At 60.0% G+C, this 24,954-nt stretch carries 22 protein-coding genes; 13 read left to right on the top strand and 9 right to left on the bottom strand.

Translation table 11 applies throughout. The features are described from left to right. Nucleotides 1–10: 10 nt before the first annotated feature. The 3 genes from THECO_RS03955 to htpG all read right to left on the bottom strand — a co-directional run bounded on the left by THECO_RS03955 (nt 11) and on the right by htpG (nt 4,276). Nucleotides 11–1,141, bottom strand: a complete 1,131-nt coding sequence (locus tag THECO_RS03955; protein WP_015253779.1) for an MFS transporter — start codon at nt 1,139–1,141, stop codon at nt 11–13. Nucleotides 1,142–1,316: 175 nt separating this feature from the next. After that, nucleotides 1,317–2,282 carry a glycoside hydrolase family 113 gene (locus THECO_RS03950; protein ID WP_015253778.1) on the bottom strand — a complete coding sequence of 322 codons (966 nt, stop codon included), beginning with the start codon at nt 2,280–2,282 and terminating at the stop codon, nt 1,317–1,319. 110 nt (nt 2,283–2,392) lie between these two features. Continuing rightward, entirely contained in the window at nt 2,393–4,276 is a 1,884-nt protein-coding gene (gene htpG / locus THECO_RS03945; RefSeq protein ID WP_015253777.1) for a molecular chaperone HtpG, read from the bottom strand. Between the two features lie 275 nt (nt 4,277–4,551). Between htpG and THECO_RS03940 the strand changes: the two genes are divergently transcribed. The 3 genes from THECO_RS03940 (at nt 4,552) to THECO_RS03930 (ending at nt 7,813) form a co-directional block, all read left to right on the top strand. Further along, nucleotides 4,552–5,271 carry a type II toxin-antitoxin system Phd/YefM family antitoxin gene (locus tag THECO_RS03940; RefSeq protein WP_015253776.1) on the top strand — a complete coding sequence of 240 codons (720 nt, stop codon included), beginning with the start codon at nt 4,552–4,554 and terminating at the stop codon, nt 5,269–5,271. A 366-nt stretch (nt 5,272–5,637) separates the two neighbouring features. Next, nucleotides 5,638–7,314, top strand: a complete 1,677-nt coding sequence (locus tag THECO_RS03935) for a bifunctional ADP-dependent NAD(P)H-hydrate dehydratase/NAD(P)H-hydrate epimerase (protein WP_015253775.1) — start codon at nt 5,638–5,640, stop codon at nt 7,312–7,314. 40 nt (nt 7,315–7,354) lie between these two features. Continuing rightward, entirely contained in the window at nt 7,355–7,813 is a 459-nt protein-coding gene (locus THECO_RS03930) for a DinB family protein (RefSeq protein ID WP_015253774.1), read from the top strand. Between the two features lie 285 nt (nt 7,814–8,098). On the opposite strand, the gene THECO_RS03920 is transcribed toward THECO_RS03930, so the two are convergent. Together THECO_RS03920 and THECO_RS03915 are read right to left on the bottom strand one after the other, a co-directional pair. After that, nucleotides 8,099–8,668, bottom strand: coding sequence for a hypothetical protein (locus THECO_RS03920; protein WP_015253771.1), 570 nt, complete (start codon nt 8,666–8,668; stop codon nt 8,099–8,101). Nucleotides 8,669–8,672: 4 nt separating this feature from the next. After that, nucleotides 8,673–9,356, bottom strand: coding sequence for an ATP-binding cassette domain-containing protein (locus tag THECO_RS03915; protein WP_015253770.1), 684 nt, complete (start codon nt 9,354–9,356; stop codon nt 8,673–8,675). Between the two features lie 180 nt (nt 9,357–9,536). Here THECO_RS03915 and THECO_RS03910 point away from each other — a divergent pair, with 180 nt between their 5' ends. From THECO_RS03910 to THECO_RS03895, 5 genes are all read left to right on the top strand, one after another. Continuing rightward, the gene (locus THECO_RS03910) at nt 9,537–9,800 is read left to right on the top strand and encodes a hypothetical protein (protein ID WP_015253769.1); all 264 of its coding nucleotides are present in this window, start codon (nt 9,537–9,539) and stop codon (nt 9,798–9,800) included. 72 nt (nt 9,801–9,872) lie between these two features. Continuing rightward, nucleotides 9,873–10,265: a (deoxy)nucleoside triphosphate pyrophosphohydrolase gene (locus THECO_RS03905; protein WP_015253768.1), complete on the top strand. Its 393-nt coding sequence runs from the start codon at nt 9,873–9,875 to the stop codon at nt 10,263–10,265. A gap of 134 nt (nt 10,266–10,399) precedes the next feature. Further along, entirely contained in the window at nt 10,400–11,695 is a 1,296-nt protein-coding gene (gene dcm, locus THECO_RS20975) for a DNA (cytosine-5-)-methyltransferase (protein ID WP_015253767.1), read from the top strand. Beyond that, on the top strand, nt 11,688–12,143 hold the full coding sequence (locus THECO_RS20970) for a very short patch repair endonuclease (RefSeq protein ID WP_083883071.1): 456 nt from the start codon (nt 11,688–11,690) through the stop codon (nt 12,141–12,143). Before dcm ends, THECO_RS20970 begins: the two co-directional genes overlap by 8 nt. Before the next feature lie 27 nt (nt 12,144–12,170). After that, nucleotides 12,171–13,400 carry a type II restriction endonuclease gene (locus THECO_RS03895; RefSeq protein ID WP_015253765.1) on the top strand — a complete coding sequence of 410 codons (1,230 nt, stop codon included), beginning with the start codon at nt 12,171–12,173 and terminating at the stop codon, nt 13,398–13,400. Nucleotides 13,401–13,415: 15 nt separating this feature from the next. Here the strand turns inward: THECO_RS03895 and THECO_RS03890 are convergent, their stop codons facing one another. Next, nucleotides 13,416–15,953, bottom strand: a complete 2,538-nt coding sequence (locus THECO_RS03890) for a PEP/pyruvate-binding domain-containing protein (protein ID WP_015253764.1) — start codon at nt 15,951–15,953, stop codon at nt 13,416–13,418. 194 nt (nt 15,954–16,147) lie between these two features. Here THECO_RS03890 and THECO_RS03885 point away from each other — a divergent pair, with 194 nt between their 5' ends. Continuing rightward, the gene (locus tag THECO_RS03885) at nt 16,148–17,128 is read left to right on the top strand and encodes a glycoside hydrolase family 43 protein (RefSeq protein ID WP_041854140.1); all 981 of its coding nucleotides are present in this window, start codon (nt 16,148–16,150) and stop codon (nt 17,126–17,128) included. Nucleotides 17,129–17,211: 83 nt separating this feature from the next. Here THECO_RS03885 and THECO_RS03880 read toward each other — a convergent pair whose 3' ends face one another. The 3 genes from THECO_RS03880 to THECO_RS03870 all read right to left on the bottom strand — a co-directional run bounded on the left by THECO_RS03880 (nt 17,212) and on the right by THECO_RS03870 (nt 20,983). Then, on the bottom strand, nt 17,212–19,338 hold the full coding sequence (locus tag THECO_RS03880) for a sensor histidine kinase (RefSeq protein WP_015253762.1): 2,127 nt from the start codon (nt 19,336–19,338) through the stop codon (nt 17,212–17,214). Then, entirely contained in the window at nt 19,316–20,008 is a 693-nt protein-coding gene (locus tag THECO_RS03875; protein ID WP_015253761.1) for a response regulator transcription factor, read from the bottom strand. The genes THECO_RS03880 and THECO_RS03875 overlap by 23 nt, the downstream gene beginning before the upstream one ends. 231 nt (nt 20,009–20,239) lie before the next feature. Further along, the gene (locus tag THECO_RS03870) at nt 20,240–20,983 is read right to left on the bottom strand and encodes a DUF5694 domain-containing protein (protein WP_015253759.1); all 744 of its coding nucleotides are present in this window, start codon (nt 20,981–20,983) and stop codon (nt 20,240–20,242) included. 180 nt (nt 20,984–21,163) lie between these two features. Here THECO_RS03870 and THECO_RS03865 point away from each other — a divergent pair, with 180 nt between their 5' ends. The 4 genes from THECO_RS03865 (at nt 21,164) to THECO_RS03850 (ending at nt 24,884) form a co-directional block, all read left to right on the top strand. Further along, entirely contained in the window at nt 21,164–22,072 is a 909-nt protein-coding gene (locus THECO_RS03865; protein ID WP_041853785.1) for an aldo/keto reductase, read from the top strand. Between the two features lie 209 nt (nt 22,073–22,281). Next, entirely contained in the window at nt 22,282–23,292 is a 1,011-nt protein-coding gene (locus THECO_RS03860) for a methionine ABC transporter ATP-binding protein (RefSeq protein WP_041854138.1), read from the top strand. Further along, entirely contained in the window at nt 23,282–23,944 is a 663-nt protein-coding gene (locus THECO_RS03855; RefSeq protein ID WP_015253756.1) for a methionine ABC transporter permease, read from the top strand. The genes THECO_RS03860 and THECO_RS03855 overlap by 11 nt, the downstream gene beginning before the upstream one ends. Nucleotides 23,945–23,972: 28 nt before the next feature. Next, nucleotides 23,973–24,884 (top strand): MetQ/NlpA family ABC transporter substrate-binding protein, encoded by a 912-nt coding sequence (locus tag THECO_RS03850; RefSeq protein ID WP_015253755.1) that lies wholly within the window; start codon nt 23,973–23,975, stop codon nt 24,882–24,884. Nucleotides 24,885–24,954: the final 70 nt, after the last annotated feature.

The following is a 24,954-nucleotide window of genomic DNA, read 5'->3' as shown; positions in this document are numbered from 1 at the left end:
CCGCTTCGGATTACAACCGCCGATTGTAGAGATAGGTGCCGACCAGCGCGGCCGCTCCGATCAGCGCCAGCGCGCCGCCGATGGCGTATGCGTGGCCCGCGCCGAACAGCTGGATGGCGTAGCCGCCGGCGGCGTTGCCGACAAGGCCGCCCAGACCGGCGAAGGTGACCGCGAACGCCGACTGTCCGGTCGCCCGCAGCTCGGCGGGCACAATCGTCATCATATAATGAATGGTCGCCAGGAAGAACAGCGGGAACGTCGCGCCGTGCAGCACCTGGGCGGCGATCAGGACGGCCGCGCTGTCCGTCGCGCTGTAGATGAACCAGCGGATGGAATAGACGACCGCCGCGATGGTCATGATGCCGATGGCGTTCCATCTGCGGAACAGCCGGCCCGCGAACATCATGGCCGGAACGGTGCTCATCGTGCCGAAGAACCAGGCGATGCCGATGATCGATTCCGGCGCCTCAAGTTCCTTCAGGTAAAGCGACAGCATGGAATCGTTCATCCTGTGCGGAATGCCGACGATGAGCACGATGAGCAGCAGCCACAACAGACGCCGCTGCATGAACAGCTTGCCGAGCGCCTTCAGATCGACCGGCGCCGGCGTCACCTTCGATTCGCGCAGCTGCAGCGCCGCCATGACGGCGATGACGCCGCACGACAGAAAAATGATCCACAGCTTGTCGATGCCGACCGCTTTGACGAGATATCCGACCGAAAGCGCCGACACGCCGACGCCGATTTCGCCCCAGACGCGCATGCGCCCGAACTCCCGGCGATGCTCCTGCGCGTAGGAGAGGCTGAGCGCTTCGGAGAGCGGCCCGATCGGGCTGCAGAAGAACATGTAGCACGCGTACATCACGATGATGAGCAGCAGATGCTCCATGGCGAACAGGCCGGTGCTGGCGGTCAGGCAGCAGATAAGCAGCAGGAGCAGGATGCGTTTGACCGTTTTCTTCTTGTCGCTGATATATCCCCAGAAAGGCTGCGCGAAGATCGAGACCAGGGCGCCGACAGCCATGATGGTGCCGATCTGGCCGGCTTCAAACCCTTTGTTCATCAGATAAGGCGTCAGATAGAAGCTGACGACGCCGAACATGCCGAATACGATAAACATGAATAGCGAAATGCGAAACATGTCCAAAAGGCCTCCCGAAAATTGACGAACCTTGACGCATACAAGCTCTATCCTATCACAGCCGGTTTGATCGAAATAGTCAGCCATTTGATATTTCGGCTGAAAAACGCAAAGAAAAAAACGGGAGAATCGTCTCCCGTCTGCAGCGCATCGGCCGCTTCACCCGGCGGTCGGGTCAACGCGACTTGTACCACTCCGCAAGCACCTGACCCGCCCGCTTGCCGTAGATGTCGAACCCGACATTGCGCTTCGCTTCGTGGGTCGGATACAGGCGCACGCTCCAGTCCCACCAGAAAAATCCGGAGAACCACGGCTGATCGCTGAACACCTTGAGCGCCGAGCTGTAGAAATTCGCCTGCTCGTCCTCGTCGAACGGCAAATCCCGGTGCATGAAATCCCAGGGCATCGCCGAGCAGCCGCGCGCGCTCCGGCAGCCGATCTCGACGAACACGACGGGCTTGCCGAACTTCCGGTGCAGCCGCTCCATCTTGTCGCGCACCGGCAGCCACTTCCCGATCATGTCCGCTTCCGTTGCGCCCGGACCGCCGACCGGGTAGTAGGCGCTCGTGCCGATCAGGTCGACCTGGTCAAACCACTCGACGCCTTCTTCCTTGCCGTGATTCGCGTTATAGATGAGGGGTCCGCTGTACACTTCGCGCACGCGGGCGATCGTCTTCATCCATCGCTCCGTCTGCGGCTCGGTGCCGATCATCTCGCAGCCGACGCAGAACATGTCGCAGCCGAGCTCTTCCGCGAGTTCCGCATAGTGAACCAGAAAATTCGTGTAGGATTCGAACCATCGGTCCCAATACACGGCCGCTTCCGGCGTGTGCGGAAACCCGATATGCGCGCGCCAGATGCGGTCCTTCGAGTTGACGACCGGTTTCAGCAGCACCTTCAGGCCGAGCTTCTTCGCCTCGCCCACGGCGTGCGCGATGTCGCGGTCGGTCACCGTGTAGCCGTAGTCGAACGTGATCTGCGTCGCATGCACATTCTCCTGCCAGGTCCAGAACGACAGCGCCACCCAGTCGCAGCCGTGTTCCTTCAGCTTCCGCAGCGAATCGGCCGCCTCTTCCGTCCGGTAATCGCCGCGCTTTCCTCCCCATCCCCAGGTCATGCCTTTCATGAACAACCGTTCCATCCGCCCGCTCCCCGCTAATGTCGTAATGTAACAAAGCTAATATATCACGGGCGCGGGCGTTCGGGAACATCATTTGCGTGCGCACGATGCGCAGCAGACCGCCATCCGCTTCACACCATCAGTTCGCAGATGTCGTTCGCGAAGGCGACCGGATCTTCAACCGGCAAGCCCTCAATCAGAAGCGCCTGGTTGTACAGCAGATTCGTGTAGCGCCGCAGCGTGTCTCCGCCGGCGGCATGGGCGCGCTTCAGCGACTCGTACACGTTGTGGCCTGTGTTGATCTCGAGCACCTTGTCCGCCCGCACGTCCTTGCCGTGCGGCGTCTGGCGCAGCACCTTCTCCATCTCGATCGACAGCTCGCCTTCCGCGGTCAGGCAGACCGGATGGGACTTCAGCCGCTTCGACGCCCGGACGTCCTTCACCTTGTCGCCAAGCACTTCCTTCATCGCCTTGAACAGCTCCTGCTGCTCCTTCGCTTCCGCGTCGGACGGCTTGTCCTGTTCATCCGGCTCGATGCCGAGATCGCCGCCGGAGATGGAGCGGAACTCCTTGTCCTTGTATTTCTGAAGCACCTTGACCGCGAACTCGTCGATGTCTTCCGTCAGGTACAGCAGCTCGTATCCTTTGCCCAGCACGAGCTCCGCCTGCGGCAGCTTGTCGATCCGCTCGACCGATTCGCCCGTCGCATAGTAGATGTATTTCTGATCCTCGGGCATGCGCGACACATATTCATCCAGCGTGACGAGCTTCTTCTCCTTCGACGAGCGGAACATCAGCAGATCCTGCAGGTCTTCCCGGTTCGCGCCGAATTCGTTGTAGACGCCGAATTTGAGCTGGCGGCCGAACGCGGCGAAGAACTTCTCATATTTCTCCCGGTCGTCCTTCAGCAGAGACAGCAGATGGCTCTTGATCCGGTTCCGGATATTCTTCGCGATCTGCTTGAGCTGGCGGTCATGCTGGAGCATTTCCCTGGAAATGTTCAGCGACAGATCCTCGGACTCGACCATCCCCTTGACGAAGCTGAAATGGTCGGGCAGCAGATCCGGGCACTTGTTCATGATGAGCACGCCGCTCGAGTACAGCTCAAGGCCTTTCTCGTATTCCTTCGTGTAATAGTCGAAGGGCGCCTGCTCCGGAATGAACAGAATCGCGTTGTAGACGACGGCGCCGTCCGCGCTGATGTGCAGATACGTGAGCGGTTTGTCGAAGCCGTAATGTTTTTCAAAATAGAAGTTTTCGTAGTCCTCGGGCTTCAGCTCGCTCTTGTTCCGGCGCCAGATCGGCACCATGCTGTTGATCGTCTCTTCGGTCTTGTATTCCTCGTATTCGTTCTCCGTGCCTTCCTTCTTCCGCGTGCGGGTGACGTCCATCTTGATCGGATAGCGGATGAAGTCGGAATACTTTTTGATGATTTGCCGCAGCCGGTATTCTTCGAGAAACTCGTCGTAGTTGTCCTCGTCGGTGTTCGCCTTGATTTTCAGGATGATGTCGGTGCCGACCGTGTCTTTCTCCCAGGGCTCGACCGTGAAGCCGTCCGCGCCGGACGATTCCCACTTGAACGCCTTGTCGCTGCCGAGCGCCCGGCTGATGACGGTCACCGTCTCCGCGACCATGAACGCGGAGTAGAAGCCGACGCCGAACTGGCCGATGATATTGTGGCCGTCCTTCGCCTCGAACTGCTGCTTGAACGCGAGCGAGCCGCTCTTCGCGATGACGCCGAGATTGTTCACCAGCTCTTCCTCGGTCATGCCGATGCCCGTGTCGGAGATCGTCAGCGTCCGGTTCGCCTTGTCCGGCACGATTTTGATATAGTAGTCGTCCTTGTTGAACGTCAGGCTGTCATCCGTGAGCGCCTTGTAGTAGATCTTGTCGATCGCGTCGCTGGCGTTGGAGATCAGCTCCCGGAGGAAGATTTCCCGCTGGGTGTAGATCGCACCTATCATCAGTTCAAGCAGCCTTTTCGATTCGGCCTGAAACTCCTGTTTCACCGCCATGCGCATGGCCCCTTTCCGATCATGGTGTAAAAAAATGAAACAGCCTCCCGCAAGACTTCGGCGCCAGAGCCGAAACCATGGCGTGCCGTGCGGGAATGCCGTTTGATGCAAGGTGTTAGCACTCTGATCTCGAGAGTGCCAATTTCTATATATCATACTTGTTTTCGGAGTGTCAACGCGGGGTGACAAGAATGATATTGGCTAATTCTATATTGATGTTAGCTAATTTTCCGGGTATCATATAGAAAACATTGGCGATTCGGAGGGGTGTCGATATGCGGGTGCCTTCCACGGAACTGCAGAACAACTTCGGCCGCTATCTGAAATTTGCCGAGGCGGGCGAAGAAATCATCGTGACGAAGAACGGCCGGGACGCGGCCAGACTGGTGCGGATCGAGCCTTCCGATTCCATGGTTCGCGAGACAGCGTATCCTTACCGCTCGAAGAGTGAGTGGGTGACGTACGAGGAATATTTGGCGCTGGTCGAACAATCGGAGCAGCGGTATGAATTGATCGACGGCTTGCTGTACAATCTGGCCTCGCCGTCGTATGCGCATCAGAAGGTGGTGAGCGAGCTGCTGGTCCGATTCAACCACTGGTTCAAAGGCAAACCTTGCACGCCGCTCACCTCGCCTTTCGACGTCACGCTGAAGAAGGCGGAGGACAACATCTGCGTCGTGCAGCCGGACATTCTCGTGATCTGCGACCGGGAGAACATCGACGCGCAGGGCAAATATCACGGGGTGCCTGCGCTCGTCGTCGAAGTGCTGTCTCCGTCGACGCTCGCCAAGGACCTCACCAAGAAGTCGGAGCTGTACATGGTGTGCGGCGTGCGGGAGTATTGGGTCGTCGATCCCGGCAAACAGACCGTCACGGTTTTTGTTTTCGATCAAGGCGGGATTGCGGATTATTCGGTGTTCCGCAAAGATGACGAGGTGCGGTCGGCGGCTTTCGACGGATTGCGCGTGGCGCTGGCGGAGCTGTTCGGGGAGTAGCATGGCGGTCCGGCGAGCTGCCGGGGTTGCTCAGAAAGCGGGATGCCGGGCCGGCAACGGAACGAACAGCCGTTATTTGTGAATCCGCATGGGGTTTCGGCAAGCCAACGGAACGGAGCGGCCTTATTCCGTCCGACACGGCACAATATTCGTCCGGTTCGGCCAAATAAAGTCTCTGTATTCCGTTAAATTTTCGGAAAGCGCGATTTCCGCAGAATAACGACTTGTGGTTCCGTTAGAATATGAAGCGTGCTGATCCCGGCTTGCCATCCGCCGGTCATCTGCGCTACAGTCAAGCTGAAAGCTTGCGCCGTCCTCTCCGAACGGCGCGTCCGTCATTGCGTTGAAATGGAAAGGAGCATCCCGATGCATCTCGTCACGGCGGAGGAAATGCGCGCGCTTGATCGTTACGTCATCGAGCAGATCGGCCTGCCTGCGGCGGTGCTGATGGAGAATGCCGCCCGCGCGGTGGCGGAGGCGGCAATGGAACTCGGGGCGGAATGGTACGGAGAAGCGAATGGCGGAGGCGGGAAGCCTGCGGGCGGAAGCCGTCTGGCCGCGGGCGGCGGCAGTGCGCGGTCCGGCTGCGGCGGATACGGCGCAGCGTCCGGCCGGCCGCTGCGATGGCTCGTGCTCGCGGGCAAGGGCAACAACGGCGGCGACGGCATCGCCGCGGCGCGCCATCTGCTCGAGATGGGCGCGGAAGCGTCGATTCTGTACGCCGAGCCGCCCGAGCGGCTGACCGGCGACGCCGCCCTGCAGCGCGACGCAGCCGCGAGGCTGGGCATCCCGGCGGCCGTCTACGCGCCGGGCGCCGTCGATTGGCGCAGCTTCGACGGCGTGATCGACGCGCTGCTCGGGACGGGCTCGCGCGGTGCGCCGCGCGAGCCGTACGCCTCGCTGATCCGCGAGGCGAACGCGAGCGGGCTGCCGATTCTGGCGGCGGACATCCCGAGCGGGCTCGACGCCGACACCGGCGCCGTGCACGAGCCCTGCATCCGCGCCGCCCGCACGGTCGCGCTCGCGTTCATGAAGCGCGGGCTCGCGCTGTATCCGGGCGCGGAATACGCCGGCGCCGTCACGGCGGCGCCGATCGGCATTCCCGCCCGGCTGGCGGACGCGCATGGCGTCCGCGTGTTCCGCCTCGATGAGGCTGCCGTGTGCAGCCGGCTCGGCGTCGACCCCGCGCGGCCGAGGCGCGCGGACACGCACAAGGGCACCTACGGCCTCGTCCTCGTCGCGGCGGGATCGCCGCGCATGGCCGGGGCCGGCCTCTTGTGCGTGCGGGCCGCGCTGCGCGCGGGCTGCGGGCTCGCGGCGTGGGCGCTGCCCGCGAGCCTGGCGGCCGCGGTGACCGGCCGCGCGCCCGAGGCGATGCTGGCGCCGCTCGAAGACGGCGGCCGGGGCGACTGGTCCGCCGTCGCCCCGGAGGCGCTCAAGGCCGAGCTGGCCGGCACGGACGCGCTCGTGCTCGGGCCGGGGCTCGGCCGCTTCGCCGGCGACGCCGCCTGGCTGCGGCGCGTCTGGGACGCGGCCTGCGGAGCCGCGGGCGGCACCGGCGCCGGGCGCGCCGTGCCGCTCGTGCTCGACGCCGACGCGCTGAACATGCTCGCGGACGCGGACGACTTCGCCGCGTGGCCGAGACGGCCGGCGGACAGCCCGGCCGTCCTGACGCCGCATCCCGGCGAGATGGCGCGCCTTGTCCGCACGAGCACCGCCGAAGTGCAGCGCGACCGGATCGGCATCGCCCGCGATTACGCGACGCGCCGCGGCGTCGTGCTCGTGCTGAAAGGCGCCGCCACCGTCACCGCCCTGCCGGACGGCACGGTGTATGTGAATACGACCGGCAATCCCGGCATGGCGACCGGCGGCAGCGGCGACGTGCTCGCGGGCGTCATCGGCAGCCTGCTCGCCCAGGGCATGCCGCCGGGCACCGCCGCCGCCTTCGGCGTCTGGCTGCACGGCGCGGCCGGCGACCGCGCCGCCGCCGCCCGTCCGTCCCAGGCGTCGCTGCTGGCCGGCGACATCATTGAATATCTATAACTTGAACCCTTGGATTCCCGATCCCGAAGGAGGCCTGTCCATGCGCAGCATCCGCGCTCTGTTTGATCAGGTGTATTGGGCCGACAAGCGTCTGCTCGCGACGCTTGAGGCAGCGGGCCATCCGCCTGCCGCCGCCATCCGTCTGTTCGATCATATCCTGAACGCCGAACGGGTCTGGCTGACCCGGCTCGAAGGCGGCGACAGCTCGCATCTGCCGATCTGGACATCGCCGGACAGCCTCGTCGGGATGCGGGAACGGATCGAAGCGCTCCATGCGGATTTCGGACGCTTCCTGTCCGCGCTCGACGACGCCGCGCTGGATGCGGTGCTCGAATACCGGAACCAGTCCGGCGTCACCTTCCGCAGCAAGGTGCGCGACATTCTGCTGCACGTCGCCCTGCACGGCCAATACCACCGCGGGCAGATCAACCAACTGCTGCGCGGCGCGGGCCTTGAGCCGATCAACGTCGACTACATCATGTTCGTACGCGAAACGTAAAGGTACGCGGACAACGGGCTCCGGTCACCGAAGCGAGCCGCGGCGTCGGAGACCTCCGCTTGCCAGCGCCCCGGACGTTCCGTCATCAGCACCGTTTTCATCTCCATCGTGCGCCCCTCAACACCTGTCAAGAAGAAGCCTGCCGGTGTTTTTTCCGGCAGGCTTCGCATATTCACAATCGTCTTTCCGCCATGCGCAAATAGATGACGTAAAGCACGGCGCCATACACAAGCGGACCGATCCAGACCATGACGCTCCCGCCGCTTGCAAGCGCATCCCCGTTCATCAGCCAATCGATGACCGGTGCCGCGGGCGGAAGCAGGATGAACAGCGGAGCAAATCCGCTCCCGATCTCACAATGGACACCATCAAGACCAGCAGCAACCAAAAGATCGCCATGCTCCCGTTCCGGATAACCGTCCGATTCAGAATCAAAGCCGCCAGTCCTCCAAGCAACGACAGTTCAAGATGCGCGAGCCATGCGGTCAGCCACTCGCCGGAGCTTACCCCGTTCGTGAACCGATCTGCCGCCACCGGGTAGATCATGGCCGCAAGACATACCAGGAAGCTGCACGCGAAAATCGCCAGCGTCTTGCCGACCAGATACATCCGAACATTTCCCGCATGGACGGCGGCGACATGCTCCTCCGCTCCGTGGATCGCGCCCATGAAGGTGGCGGCAATCCAGGCGGAAATGAAGTAGACCAGAACGGCCGAAGCCGCGTAGGTCGGCATGGCTTGCTTGGTTGGATAAACATAGAGCATCATCAGGCCGAGCAAGAAGACGAGCAGCGGAGGTAAATAGCGATACGACCGCATGTAAAACAGCAGCAAGAACCGTACCAGATGCAGCATCAGCCTAATTGACCCCCCACTGATCGGAGATCCACGCCGACGGCTCTTCCCCGGAGGACGTCCCCGTATCTTTCGGCATCGCCTTGAGTCTCCCATGCTCGATGACCATCGACCGGTCGGCCCACGCGTTCTCGAATCCCGGCTCGTGGCCCGTCATGACGATGGCCGCTCCCTCCTGCTTGAACTTCACAAGCAGCCGGGCGAAATCCGCCTGCGAATCGGCATCCAGTCCGGACAGCGGCTCGTCCAGAACGAGCACGTCGGGACGGGCGAGCACCGCCTGCATCAGGTTGACTTTCTGCGTCATGCCTTTCGAGAAGTGCGTGATCGGTCCGGCGGCATGCATTTGGAACAGATCCATCAGTTCCTGAATGCGCCGCTCAAGCTCCGGCTTCGGAATGCGCCGGATGCGGCCCAGATGGGTCAAATATTCCTCCGCCCGGAAGCGGACCCGGGGGAAGCGCTCCGGCGCATAGCCGACGGTCAGTCCCGGGGCGCGGCGGACTGCGCCGGCGGACGGCCGGGTGATGCCCGCAATCAGTTTCAGCAAAGTCGTCTTGCCCGAGCCGTTGCGGCCGCGGATCGCCAGACCTTGTCCGCGATAAACGGCGAGGTCGATCTGCTGCACGACCGGCCTCCCCGCCGCATACCATTTTCCGACATTCCGCAGTTCGATCAAGACTTCCATGGTTCCTCCCGATCCAACATCGATTGGCCTGTCTCGTTGGAAACAGCATACCAACAGAACAAAGATTTGTCACTTTCCTGTCGGCAAATCGCTGCCTTGGGCCAGCCCCGATCCGACAGTCATTGCGCGCCGGACATGCTAAGATCATAACTCGACTACACCCGAACAGGAGCGATTGCGATGGAGCTCATTCAGGACCAGCCGTTTACGCACGAGACGATCGGGTTGGACGGGTTTGCTTTCGTCCGGTGTGCATTTGAAGACTGCGTCATCATGATCCGGTCGGAGGGGTATGAACTCGAGCAGTGCACGTTCCGGAATGTGAAGATTTTGATCAGCCCGGAGGTATCCGTCAAAGAGCTGGCGCGGCGACTGGCCTCCTGCCGCTGCGAGAATACCGTATGCCTGTGGAATCCGGAAGGGGCGGTCACGGCGATGGCGTGAAGCGGTTGAAACGGCATGTGCGATGCGGTTATGATCGTCGTATGAATCCCTTTCCAACATCAGGAGCAACCCATGAAAAAGGTAAACGTTGCAGGCGCCGTCATCTTCAATGAAAAAAACGAAATTCTGTGCGCGCAAAGGTCCCCGTCGATGTCGCTGCCCGGATTGTGGGAGTTTCCCGGCGGCAAGATCGAGCCGGGCGAATCGCCGGAACAATGCCTGGTCCGGGAGATCCGGGAAGAACTGGACTGCCTGATCGAAGTCCATGAGCGGATTGCCGATGCGACCCATTCATACCCGAATCTTGTGGTAAGGCTCATCACGTACAAGGCCAAAATCATGGAGGGAGCCCCGGCGCCGAAGGAACACGCGCAACTGGTCTGGCTCCCTCTCTCCGAAATTGCCTCCCTGGACTGGGCCCCGGCCGACATCCCGACCGTGCGGGCACTGCTTGCGGACAACTGAAAGCCAACCTCAGACACCGGAACTTTGAATTCAAAATATACTAAAATTACAATTGCGAAAATATGTTCGATCGTGGTATTCTATTGTCAAAAACGTCCCCGGGAATGTTTTTGACAGGGAGGCTTACCACTATCATGAAGACTTCCAAAAATACCGAGTTCAGTTACTTAAGAGAGTTGGCAGGCTATTCTGTCAAGGAAGTGGCAAGTCTCTTTGGTAAAAGCGAAAGAACAGTCTATCGCTGGGAAAATGGAGAAACAACTCCTGACAACAGAATTATCCAGGAATTGAAAGCCATATATGAAGCACGTTCCGGAAACAAGCATAACGGACCATACAAGTTCAAATTTATTGACTTGTTTGCAGGTATCGGTGGATTGAGGAAGGCATTTGAATCCGTTGGCGGAAAATGTGTTTTCACCAGCGAATGGGATCAGGCATGCAGGAAAACATATCAGGAAAACTTTGACTGTGATCATCCGGTTCATGGAGATATACGTGAGATTGATCTTGACAGTGTGCCTGAATACGATGTTTTGCTTGCCGGATTCCCTTGCCAGCCATTTTCTATCGCCGGTGTATCCAAAAAGAATTCATTGGGCAGACCACATGGATTCCACTGTGATACTCAAGGAACGTTGTTTTTTGATGTTGCGCATATGCTTGAACGTCATAGACCCAAAGCATTCTTGCTTGAGAATGTAAAAAACCTCGTCAGTCATGACAAGGGCAGAACGTTCAAAATTATTATGAGAACACTTGTTGAGGAACTCGGATACCATGTTGATTATCGGATAATAGATGCCAAACCGTTTGTACCCCAACACCGGGAACGAATTTTTATTGCAGGATTCAGGGAAGATGCAGGTTTCTCATTTGATGACCTGATCCTTCCTGATACAAGTCCCAAACTCCGATCAATACTGCATCCTGAAGACGGAACCGAAGTACCGGAACCACCATATACAGAAGGTTCGTCAGCAACAGTTGCAAGCAAATATACTTTGAGTGACAGACTGTGGCAATATCTTCAAAACTATGCTGAAAAGCATCGTGCCAAAGGAAACGGGTTCGGGTATGGATTGTTCGGGCCCGAGGATGTTGCCAGAACCTTGTCAGCTCGCTATTACAAGGACGGTTCCGAAATCCTGATCAAGCAAGATGGCAAAAATCCGCGGAGATTGACTCCTCGAGAATGTGCACGATTGATGGGATTCGACAAGCCGGGTGAAAGCAAATTTGTAATTCCGGTGTCTGATACACAAGCATATAAACAGTTCGGCAACTCTGTTGCAGTACCGGTAGTAGAAGCAGTAGCCAGGCATATGCTTCCTTACCTTGAGTATATTATGGGAACCGGTGGACGTCCTGCAGCTACCGGCAAGCCAGAGCAACTTGTTTTGTTTGAAAAGGAAGTAGCTTATGTCTGATATTGTATCCCCGGAAATCAGAAGCCGAATGATGGCAGGAATCAAGGGAAAAAACACACGTCCGGAGATGATTTTACGCCAAGGATTGCACAGATTGGGCTTCCGTTATCGCCTTCATGACCGACGGTTACCGGGAACACCAGACCTGGTGTTCCCGCGTTATCGGGCGGTCATTTTTGCTCATGGCTGTTTTTGGCATGGTCATGAATGCCATTTGTTCAAATGGCCTTCAACCCGTGAAGAATTCTGGCGTGAAAAGGTCAGAAGAAACGTGGAAGTTGATGCATCCAATCTTTCCAGACTCAAGCAATCGGGCTGGAGAATCGGTATAGTTTGGGAGTGTGCCTTGAAAGGAAAATACAGGCTGTATAGAGAAGAAGTAATAGAATTATGTGCCCAATGGATAAAATCTGATATCCCATCAATCGAGATAGGTGGGCAATATTAGTCAGATAAGATTGCGAGGACCTTGAATATGCAAAAAGGATTCCTGTCTCAGTACTTTGAGGGAATAGCTATCAAGAGACTCAGCGCGGTTGAAGTCAATACTTCTGTGTCAAACCAACATGAATTTAACGGAAGCAAACCCCTGCGCAGCTTGTTTGGTGATGAACGCAGAACATCATGTAATGCCCGTTTTCTCTGGTTAGGCGGTGAAAATGAGGGCATCTCTTCTGATGGTAAAATCACCTGGTATGATGCAAGAGAAAAACATCCAATCCGTTCCGAGTATCGGTTGTACTTTAACCGGAACGATGTAATGGACTTGGCAAAGGAAAATGATCTCCTGATTGTCGCAAAAAAGCCCCGTGATGAATTTGTCATTATTGTAGTCAGGGCAGACAGTACACTTGAAAATCAATTACTATGGTTATTCGGTATCGAAGATCAAATCGGATTCAGTTTCAATTTTCAGTCCATAGAAAATGGGCATAATCCGGAGATCGATTATGCTGTTCGTTACATTCTTGAAGAACTCGGTATCGAAATTGAAGAGCCTGATGCTGATTTTCTTGATTCTATACTTGAGCCATATATAATCTCTGGCCAGTTCCCGACTACGTCTGAATTTTCAAAACTTGCCCGTAAAACGTTACCCGGAATTTCGCCTGTAGATGCCCCGGACTTTGCACTATTGAAATGGATGGAACATGAAGAGAAATTGTTCAAACGCCTTGAACGTCATATAATCTCCAAAAAACTGGAACATGGTTTTCGCGATAATGATTCAATCGACGTAGATGGTTTCCTTCAATTTTCACTAAGTGTCCATAACCGTAGAAAGTCACGAGTTGGCTATGCTTTGGAAAACCATCTTGAAGAAATATTCAAAATACACGAGATTACTTATTCACGCACAGCAATAACAGAAAATAAATCCAGACCGGATTTTCTTTTTCCGGGAGCCGATCATTATCATGACCCAGCTTTTCCATCCGAGCGTTTGACCATGCTTGGTGTCAAATCCACTTGTAAAGACAGATGGAGACAAGTACTGGCCGAAGCTGATCGAATCAAATCCAAGCATCTTCTTACCCTCGAACCAGGCATCAGTGAAAATCAGACAGATGAGATGCAGGCAAGTAATCTTCAATTGGTCTTGCCACAGCCATTACATGAAACCTATAAACCACGACAAAGATGCTGGTTGATTAACTTGTCAGATTTTATACAAATTGTACGCGAAAGACAATCCAAGGTGTAGCGGGAGTCTTGATTATTACAAGATTCTACCTGCACACCACCCGCTGCGACCCGATGTCCGCAAAAATCTCCATCCCGTCCGTCCGTGCCCTTCGAGCGGCGCCGCGTCCGGCACCAGTTCGATCAGCATGCTGGGCTGCGCCAGCACGCGCTCCGGATGCCAGATGACGTCCGGCTCGCCCGGCATCAGCGCCGTATAGAAGATGCCCGCTTCCACAAGATCGTGGAAGAAATGGCTGCCGTACGACAGCTCGGGCGCGATGCCGGATTCCTCAGGCGCCACTTCGCAAAGCACCGTCATGTGGCACAGCTCCGCAAAATGAACCGGCACGCCGAGCGACGGCGTCGTCGTCCCCCACCGTCCCGGCCCGATCAGCATCGTCTGCCTGCCCTTCAGCGCCTTGTTGATCCGGCCGATCAGCCGGGCGACCGCGTATTTGCCCTGCTCGGGCAGCGCGAGATAGCGGTCCGGCCGCACGAAGACGACATGGTCGATCGGCAGCCGGACGTTGCCGCCCATGAAGCCGCCGCGGGACGCGAAGAAACAATCGTCCGACGGTTCGGGCAGTTCGACCGGCCGCCCGAGGCCGCGCGTCTGCAGCGGCCGGCATTGCAGCAGGTTGACGCGGTACGCTCCGTCCGGCGTGAAGTTGACCGTGAACTCGATGTCGACGGGGTACTCGTACACGGCGGCGAGCTGCGCCAGCATCTCCCGCATGAACGACGGAAAATCGGTCCGCTCCAGCAGCCCGCGGAAATCGACGATATACGGCGCCGGCCGGTCCGTCAGCCCGAGCTCGCGCATGCGCGCGGCCGCTTCGTCATCCGGCGCGGCGATGAGCGATCGGTCGGCCTTGATGCCGCCCGCGAGCACGACGTCCGCATCCCGCGAGACCAGCGCGCCCTCCCGGAACGACAGCAGGTCGACTTCATGCTGCATGTATTTGCGCCGGTCGCCGGCATGCATCGGCGGCTGGCGCTTCGGGTTATCCAGGCAGACGATCCGCGCGTAGTCGCCTTCGGTCCGGTCGACCGCCCGCGTCCCGAGCCCGAACACGAGCCGTAGCATGCCCGCGTTCATGTCGATGCCTTCCTCCCACACGTACAGGTTCGTCGAATGGCCGACGCCCGCCGCATGCGGGAAATAGCCGTCCCCGTGCTCGTCGCCGGACACCCGCTGCACGAGCAGCGCCATCTGCTCGTCCTCGCCCGCCAGCCCGCGGATTTGCCGATACACAAGCGCGTCCTCGTTCATCGCGCTGGCGTAGACGGTCCGCACCGCCTGCTCGAACGCTTCATACCGCTCTTCCGGCGTCCCCCGGTTGACGCAGAAGACGCTCTCGTATTTGCCGGCGAACGCGTTCCCGTACTGGTCTTCCAGGAGCGAGCTGGAGCGGACGATGATCGGGGACTGGCCGTAATGCTCGAGCATCCGCATGAACCGCTCGCGGATGTTGTCGGGGAACCGGCCCGTCAGCAGTTTCTCCCGGAGCTCGGCCGCGCAGCGGAAATAGCCTTCCTTCGTCTTCTGCCGCATGAACAGCTTCCACCAGCCGTTGTGAACGATGTACGTATAGAACACGTCCGAGCCGATGTACCAGGAATCGTGCGGCTCCAGCCGCGGCGCGAACCGGTCTCCTCCCGCCGCCTCCAGAATGCGCCGGGCGAGCAGCATGCCGACGCTCTTGCCGCCGATGAAGCCGCTGCCGATCTGGCGCTCCGCGACCCGGAGGACGTCCGCGAGCGCAAAGTAGCGGCCGCACAGCTTCAGCAGGCGCGCTTCGCGGCCGGCGAGCATCTTGAGCAGCCGCATCTTGACCCGCTCCTGCTGACCGGCAGGCGCATCCAGCGCCTCCTTCGCCTGCGCGAACATGACGTTCCAGTAGTCGAGCCGGTCCTCGCCGCGCGCGACCGCGGCGAACAGCTCGGCCGCCTCGGCGCTCGAGGTGATGCTGACGGCTTCGTCTCCGTCGATCCGATGCGGGAAGAACATGACGGGGGTGTAGCGGTTCCACGCTTTCAGCGGATGGATGTAGTCGCTGCCGCCGACCCGGTACACGTCGATCAGCAGCTGCGTCGTCTCGCGGATGCCCGCGATCGTCGCGAACGTATGGGCATTTCGGATGATGGCGAAGTAGGCCACGGTTTCGAGTTCATACAGGCAGGGGCAGGTGACGCGGAAGAAGTTGCCGATCATCAGGTCGGAATGCCAGTCGGCGAGCAGATCGGTCAGGCAGTCGAACACATAGAACGCCCGCCGGCCTTCCTTCTCGATCAGCCGGTGGACGGACGCGGCGAAGCGCTCGAATCCCCGGTCCGCCCTGAGCTCGATGATGACGGTGTCCGAATCCGGCGCAAACAGCGGCTCGTGGCTGCCGAAACGGACGTAGATCAGTTTCCGTCCGTCCCGCTTCGCCTGCCCGGCGAACCGCGCGGCCAGTCTCCCGTATTGCCCGATCTCGTCGACTTGCCACACGACGTTGTCGCCGAGCCTCAGCCCGTCGACGACGTCGTCGATTCCCCTGATGCCGGTGCTGACGCGGTCGAGCATCATGTTCGGCCCGCCTCCTCGCATATCGCATATTCCGATTCAACCAATTTCGGAATCCGGATGTCAATTTGGCGTCCGGTCCGCTCCGAAAACCTTTAATTTGGCGGGGAAAACCTAAAATTCAATCCCTTGTGAAAGCGGTTCAACCTGCTATAATGGACAAGAAGAGCCAATGTCTGGACCGAAAGGGGATCATCATGTCGAACATTCCGCAACCGAAAGAGCCACTCGTCAGACATATTTACACGGCGGATCCTTCGGCGCATGTTTTCGAGGGCAAGCTGTACATATATCCGTCCCACGACCTCGAGCATGACGGGCCGACGAACGACAACGGCGACCAATACCAGATGGAAGACTACCATGTGCTGTCCATGGACGATCTGAACTCGCCGGTCATCGACCACGGCGAGGCGCTGCATGTGCGCGACGTCCCGTGGGCCAGCAAACAGATGTGGGCGCCGGACGCGGCGTTCAAGAACGGCAAATACTACCTCTACTTCCCCGCGCGCGACCTCGAGGGGAATTTCCGGATCGGCGTCGCGGTGAGCGACAAGCCGGCGGGCCCGTTCAAGCCCGAGCCGAACTACATTCCCGGCAGCTTCAGCATCGACCCGGCCGTGCTGGTCGACGACGACGGCGAAGCGTACATGTATTTCGGCGGCCTGTGGGGCGGCCAGCTCGAGAAATGGCAGACGGGAACCTTTAATCCCGAAGGCAAAGAGCCTGCGCCGGACGCGCCCGCGCTCGGACCGCGCGTCGCCCGGCTGAGCGGCGACATGCTGACGTTCGCGGAGACGCCGCGCGAGGTGCAGATTCTGGACGAGAACGGCGAGCCGATCAAGGCGGGCGACGAGGACCGGCGCTATTTCGAAGGGCCGTGGATGCACAAATACAACGGCAAGTATTATCTGTCGTACTCGACGGGCACGACGCACAAGCTCGTCTACGCCATCGGCGACAACCCGTACGGGCCGTTCACGTACAAGGGCGTCATCCTGACGCCGGTCATCGGCTGGACGACGCACCATTCGATCGTCGAGTTCCGGGGCAAATGGTATCTGTTCTACCACGACGCTTCGCTCTCCGGCGGCGTCAACCATCTGCGCTGCGTCAAATATACGGAGCTGCACTACAACCCGGACGGCACGATCGTGACGATCGATCCGTACGCGTAAAAAAAAAGGGACAGGCGGATCGCCGGACTCATCCGGCCGCACAAGCCTGTCCCTTTTTCAATGCCAGCCGCCGCACCCCGTCCTCACGCCTCCGGCAGCAGCACCTTCACTTTGAACAGATCGCCGTCCACTTCCAACGCGAACGTCCCGCCGTGCAGATCGACGATCGACTTCGCGATCGCGAGACCCAGCCCCGAGCCTTCGGTATGCCGCGAAGCATCTCCCCGCTTGAACCGTTCGAGCAGCTCGTCGACGTTGTCGCCGAGTTCGTATTTCGCGACGTTCTTGAACGCGATCTCCGCCTTGCCGTCCGCGCGTTCGAGCGCGATGTAGGCCCGGGTGCCTTCCAGCGAATAGCGGATGATGTTCGAGATGAGATTGTCGAAGACGCGCCACATTTTCTGCCCGTCGACGAAGGCGATGACCGGATACTTCGGCAGCTTGACACGGAACTCGATGCCCGCCGCCCCGTCCTTCGCCCCGGACTCGGCCAGCGCCTGCTCGATCAGTTGAACCAGATCGACCCGCTCCCGGTTCAGCTCCACGCTGCCGCTCGCCATTTTGGTCGCTTCGAACAGATCGTCGATCAGCGCCTTCAGCCGCTTGCTCTTCTGGTCGATGATCGAGATATACGATGCCCGCTCTTCCTCCGGGAGGTCGGGATTTTTCAGCAGCTCGACATACGAGATGACCGACGTAAGCGGCGTGCGCAGATCGTGGCTGACGTTCGTGATCAGTTCCGTCTTGAGCCGCTCGCTCTTCGCTTCATTCGCGCGCGACGCCTCGGCACTCTGCCGCATCCGGTTCCAATGGCCCGCCAGCTCCGCCATGACCGACCGGCCCTTCACCGGAACATCGCCCACGGTCCGGCCGGCCGCGTATTCCCGCGCGGCGGCAAGCAGCCGGTTCAGGTTTCCGGCCTGACGCAGCACGTAAAACAGGACCACTGCGGTGACTGCCGCAATCGGCAGCACCCACGGCAGCACCCACGGCATCACCGGTTCGTATGGCGAAATCGTCAGGGCGCCGTACAATCCGAACCCCAGGCCGAAAACCACAATGAACAACAGCACCGCTTGCACGCCGACCCGCAGGCTCAGGAAAGCGTCGCGGATGACGCCGTACAGCCGCATCACGAGCGACTTCCGCCATGCGGTGCCAAGCGGTTCCGGCTCCTTCAGCGAGCGGTACGCGAACCGGAGCTGTACGGCGACGACCGCCGTCACGGCCGTCAGCACCGCCAGCTTATAGACGGTCTCCCAGACGAGCAGCGGCACATCGCTCGCAAACAGACGGTCATAGGGCAGAATCGCCTCCCGGTGCAGTTGGTACGCCGCGAATCCCGTCAGCAGCAGCAGGACCAGCCGGAGGTCAAGCGGAATGTTCCGCCAGACCGTCTGCACGCCGGACAGCGCTCCGCCCGCCAGGCCGATGCCAGACGGCGTCAGCCGGTTCCCGGCAGCGATCAGCAGCGTCAGGAGAATTGCGCCAACCCCGAGCATGCTGAAGGTGTACCCCTGATGCTGGCGGTATTCCCTGAATTGCACCATGAAGGCATCCGACTTCGGCACGCCGATCCATCCCGCGAACTGCTTCGTCGGGCGGGCATCCGCCGCCCGGGCCAAATCCTCCCTGACGACAGGCATAAAATCCGGCAATTGATAGATCGACAACCGGCCATCCACCCGGTCGGGATAGCGGAGCACGAAGAGCATGTCTTCCGCCGCCTTCGACTCGTCTCCATAGGCTTCCAATTCCCGTTCCAGATTGGTATGGATCTGGCCTGTCCCCGTCTCGACGAGATAGAAAGCGTACCGTTCCCGAAGCCGGTTGAATTCGGAACGGTAGATGTCCAGCTCTTCTTCAAGATACCTGCGCAGATTTTCTTCCCTCTCTGCCGTGATCGCCCGACGGATTTCCTCGTCGCTCATCTGCCGCGCTTCGTCATATGCGCGTTTATACCACTCAATGTCATCCCGGCTGATCCTGATATGCCGTTTCACTTCCTCGAACGTGATCGGCGCAAGCTCGTAGAATGACAGGAGCTGGATGAACCACCCCAGATCCCGGTCGATGCCGCTCGCTTCAATGAAGCTCTTGCCGGCGTACCTGCCGATGTCGGTCAGCCCGGCCAGCACCCCGTTCACGCCGATGGTCAAAAAGAGCACCGCCGCTATGGCCGCCAGCCTATTTCTCCATCTTGTACCCAAGTCCCCATACCACCTTCAGATAGCGCGGATTTTTCGGATCGATCTCGATTTTCTCCCGAATTTTCCGGATGTGGACGGCCACTGTGTTTTCCGGGCGGAAGCCGGGCTCCTTCCATACGCGCTCGTAAATCTCATTGATGGAGAACACGCGCCCCGCATGCGTCATGAGCAATTCCACGATGCCGTACTCGATCGGCGTCAGCCGCACCGGCTCGCCGTTCAGCCGGACTTCCTTCGCGTCCGGATCGAGGGCAAGGCCGTTCAACTGGATGACGCGGCCGCCGCCCTCGTACATGCCGAGCGTCATGTACCGCCGAAACTGCGACTTCACCCGCGCGATCAACTCGAGCGGACTGAACGGCTTCGTCACGTAGTCGTCGGCGCCGACCTGCAGGCCGAGCACTTTGTCCGCGTCCTCGTTCTTCGCGCTCAGCATCAGGATCGGAATGTTCTTTTTCTCTCGTATCCGAAACGTCGCGCCGAGCCCGTCGAGCCGCGGCATCATCACGTCCAGAATGATGAGATGGACTTCATGTTGCTCAAGCAGCTCGAGCGCCGCGAGGCCGTCTTCGGCTTCCAGCACGTTCAGTCCCTCGTTGCGGAGATAGATGCCGGTCGCCTCGCGGATTTCTTTGTCGTCGTCGACGACGAGCACGGTGTGTGCGCTCATGTCTGCCCCTTTTCCTCCCCCTGTAATCGGCCGATTACGTCATCCATTATAGAAAGCAATTCTTGCGAAACGACACGGGTAAAGTTGAAGAATTTCTTAAGATTAAAGTTCATAGTCCGTCAGCAGCCCGTACGGCGGTCCCGCGGCTCCGGCAGGCCGACGGCCGTACGCATCCGTCCCGAGGCGATCGCATCGATCGTTCCGTCCGGGATCTTCCGATGGGTCGGCACCTTAGGCATCTGATTCCAAATACTTCAATGGCGATTCAAGTTCAAACAGCCCGCTCTCCCGCAGAAACTGCAGGATCAGATGATTGTGCGAGCAGCCGTGCATCGCGAGAATCCGGTCTTCCGGGCCTTCCGCAAGTTTCGCGATGTTCGAATACATGATCAGGTTCCGCTGGTACCACCAGCGCATCCAGTCGATTCCGACGTAATCCGTCCGCGCGCCGATCCGGGCGAAGTAACGGATGTAAATTTGATGATCGAACAGATTGAACGCCGGATCGTTCAAATCTTTCAGGATTTGGACGAAAGTCTTGTGCGCGTGGTCATGCCGGTTCAGGCGCTCGACGTCTTCCATCATCGCCTTGTGCAGATCGGGCTGGTTCGCCGCCGCCCAATCGATCACGTCCCCCACGCCTCGCTGCCCGATGTTTTCCATCCAGTCGATGGCGTGAATCTGCGAATGGCCGCTTCTCTCCGCCAGCCGGAACGCGAGCTGGCACACCTCGTTGGACGTCCGGAAGCCCGAGGCGAGGACGCCGACGGACGTGATGTCCAGGGAACCCGCAACATAATCCCGGTAATCGCGCTGAAGCAGATCCCCTTGCTTCACGGGAACTTCCACGGCGATCTTCGTCGGCCTGAACCGGACGAGCCGGTCGACGACATCGCGAATCTCCGCCTGCCGCTCCGGCTCGAGTTCGCGGTCGTTCATGTGATAGACGCCCAACACCATGACGGAAGGTTTCATTTAACGCCATCTCCCCTTGCCCCGGAAATCGTCTTCCAAAGGATTCGATATCCCGACGGCTTGTTCCTCCAGATCGGACAAACGCGCGCAGCCGGTCTCGTTCGTCCGGGTTCCGGTTGTCCGCAACACCGTGTATGATGGAGGAAGGACAATTACCTTTCGGGAGGTCGCTGATTGGGGATGAAAAAGAACCGGCTTGGACAATCGGAGCTGTTCGTGAGCGAGATCGGGCTCGGCTGCATGTCGCTGGGAACGGAGGAAGCCCGCGCCGTCCGGATCATCCATGAAGCGCTGGATGCCGGCGTCAACTTCCTCGACACCGCCGATCTGTACGATGCGGGGCGGAACGAGGAACTCGTCGGACTGGCAATCCGGGGCCGGCGAAGCGAGGTGATCGTGGCGACGAAGGTCGGCAACCGCCGCATTCCCGGCCGCGAAGGCTGGGTCTGGGATCCGTCGAAGGCGTATATCAAGCAGGCGGTCCGCGACAGCCTGCGCCGGCTCGGAACGGACTATATCGACCTGTACCAGCTGCACGGCGGCACGATCGACGATCCGATCGACGAGTCGATCGAGGCGTTCGAGGAGCTGAAACGGGAAGGGCTGATCCGGCATTACGGCATCTCGTCCATCCGGCCGAACGTGATCCGTGAATACGCGCGCCGCTCGAACATCGTCAGCCTCATGAGCCAGTACAGCATGCTCGACCGGCGGCCCGAGGAGGAGACGCTGCGGCTGATCGAAGGGCGCGGCATCAGCCTGATCGCGCGCGGACCGCTGGCCGGCGGCATTCTGACGGAGGGCGGCGCGGCGAAGGCGGAGCGGGACTACCTCGATTACAGCCGGGAGGAGCTGCCGGAAGTGCGGCGCCGCCTGCTGGAACTTTGCGGGAACGGCCGCACGCTGGTGCAGACGGCCATCCGCTACGCGCTCGCCGATCCGGCGGTGGCGACGGTCATTCCGGGCGCAAGCAGCCTGGAGCAGCTCCGGCTCAACCTGTCGGCGGCGTCCGCTCCGCCGCTCGCCGAAGAGGAGCTCGCCGCCATCCGCGCCGTCACCCGGGCCAATCGGTACGAGCAGCATCGCTGAAGACGGGCGGACGGGCCGGATGCGATCAAGTACAGCGGGCATGGCTCAAGATGAACGAACGGGAACCCCGGACAGGCATCCTCGGGTTCCCGTTTTTTCATCAAATGGGCATTGACAAGTACTTGAAGGTCAATATACTTTTATCTATATCCGACTAATCCAATAAGATAAACAACATTTCATCTGTGCGGTTACCGGGAGGGGTCGGTCTGATCATTTTGGACAACCTGTGCAAATCCTACGGCTCCGGGAAACATGCGGTCACCGTGATCGATCATGTTTCCATGGAAGTGACAAAGGGGGAGATCTTCGGCATCATCGGACAATCCGGCGCCGGCAAAAGCACGCTGCTCCGATGCGTCAACCTGCTGGCGAGGCCGGATTCGGGCAGCGTCACCGTCGGGGGCGTCGAGCTCACCCGGCTGAACACGCGCGAGCTGCAGGCGCAGCGGCGAAAGATCGGCATGATCTTCCAGCATTTCAACCTGCTCTCGACGCTTACCGCCCGCGATAACGTCGCGTTTCCGCTCCGCCTGGAAGGGCTGTCCCGGCAGGAAATCCGGCGCCGGGCGGACGAGCTGCTCGAGATGGTCGGCATGAGCGCCCATGCGGACAAGTATCCGGCCCAGCTGTCGGGCGGGCAGAAACAGCGCATCGGCATCGCGCGGGCGCTGGCCGGCAGGCCCGACGTGCTGCTCTGCGACGAGGCGACTTCGGCGCTCGACCAGGAGACGACCCGCTCCGTCCTGGCGCTGCTGCAGGACATCAACCGCAAGCTGGGCGTCACCATCCTGCTCGTCACCCACGAGATCGAAGTCGTCCGCGCGATCTGCGACCGGGTTGCGGTCATGCAACGGGGACAAATCGTGGAGTCGGGCCGGACGGCGGATCTGCTGCTCAGGCCCGGGCATCCGGCAACGCGCGAGCTGCTGCGGCAGACGGAAGATCCGGACGGCGGGGACGCATCCGGCAGCGATGCGGGCGGAACGATCATCCGGGTGCTCTATTCCGGCGACAGCGCGGGCAAGCCGGCGCTGTCCGAGGCCGTGCGCGGCACGTCCGTTCAATTCGTCATCCTGCACGGCACCGTGTCCCGCATCCGCGACGTCCCCTACGGCCGGATGACGATCCGGCTGACCGGTCCGTCCGGCGAGACGGCGTCGGTGATCAGCAGGCTGCGGGAGCAGGGATGGGAGGTGGAAACACCCGATGTCCTATGACGAAATTCCGTGGCCGATCATCTGGCAAGCGGCGCGCGAGACGCTCGTCATGCTCGGCGCATCGCTCGCGCTGTCCGTGCCGATCGGCCTGGTGATCGGGGTGCTGGTCTTCCTCACCTCTCCCGGCCAGTTCTGGCAGCAGATCTGGGTGAACCGGCTGCTGTCGTTGATCGTCAACGTCACCCGGTCGGTGCCGTTCGTCATCATGATGATCTATGTCATGCCGATTACCCGCTGGCTCGTCGGCACGTCGATCGGAATGAAGGGGGCCATTCCCCCGCTCGTGATCGCGGCCGCGCCGTTCTTCGCGCGGATGACCGAGATCGCGCTGCGGGAAGTCGACCGCGGGGTGATCGAAGCCGCCGAAGCGATGGGCACGCCGCGCCTGCTCATCATCTGGCGCGTGCTGCTCCGGGAGGCGCGCACCGGGCTGATTGCGGGCGTGACGGTGACCGCCGTCAACCTCGTCTCCTACACGGCCATGTCCGGCGTCATCGGCGGCGGCGGCCTGGGGGACCTGGCCATCCGCTACGGCTACCAGCGGTTCCGGCCCGACGTCATGCTGGTGACCGTCGTGCTGCTGGTCATCCTGGTGCAGCTGCTGCAGTCGTTCGGCGACCGGCTCGTTCAGCGGCTGTCCAGGAACCAATAGATAAAGAAAGTCAGGGAGTGAAGAGAACATGAAGAAAGCTTTCGGTCTCATGCTGATCATTGCATTATTGGTGATGCTGTCCGCCTGCGGCGGCGGCTCGGGCGGAAACGGAGGCGCCGATGCGGAGGCGAATGTCGGCGCAGGCGGCCCCGACAATACGGCGGCCAACGCGTCCGGCGACAACCAGGCATCCGCAGCTGACGAGTCGCAGGCCGCCGAACCGGTGACGATCAAGGTCGGCGCCACGCCCGAACCGCACGCCAAAATTCTCGAGTTCGTAAAGGAGAAGCTGGCGGCGGAAGGCGTCAATCTCGAAGTCATCGTGTTCAACGATTACGTGCAGCCGAACGTGCAGGTGTACGAGAAGCAGCTCGACGCGAACTTCTTCCAGCACGTGCCGTATCTCGACGAGTTCAACGCGGAGAAAGGCTATGACCTCGTGAAAGTCACCGGCGTGCACATCGAGCCGATCGGGGCTTATTCGAGCAAGATTTCCGCCATCGAAGAGCTGAAGGACGGCGCGAAAGTCGCCATTCCGAACGACGCGACCAACGGCGGACGCGCCCTGGCGCTGCTGGCGAAGCACAACCTGATCACGCTGAAGGACGGCGTCGGCATCCTGGCGACGGTTCAGGATATCGCGGACAATCCGAAGAAACTCGAGATCGTCGAGCTGGAAGCGGCCACGCTTCCCCGCGTGCTGCCCGACGTCGATGTGGCCGTCATTAACACCAACTACGCCCTCGAAGCCGGTCTGGTGCCGACCCGCGACGCGTTGTTCATCGAGGAAAGCGACTCGCCGTACGTCAACATTCTCGTATCGCGCCCGGACAACAAGGACGATGAAGCGATCCGGAAACTGGCGGCCGCGCTCAACTCGGCCGAAGTGAAGCAGTTCATCGAGGAAACGTACGAAGGCGCGGTCGTGCCGGCGTTCTGATCAAGCCGCAAACCAAGGCCCCGATGGTTGATCGGGGCCTTCATTATCGTTATTTACAGACCGACGGTCG

The organism is Thermobacillus composti KWC4, from assembly GCF_000227705.2.
GTDB lineage: Bacteria > Bacillota > Bacilli > Paenibacillales > Paenibacillaceae > Thermobacillus > Thermobacillus xylanilyticus.
The sequence above is the reverse complement of the archived record's forward strand: the minus strand, read 5'-3'. Positions and strand labels throughout refer to the sequence as shown.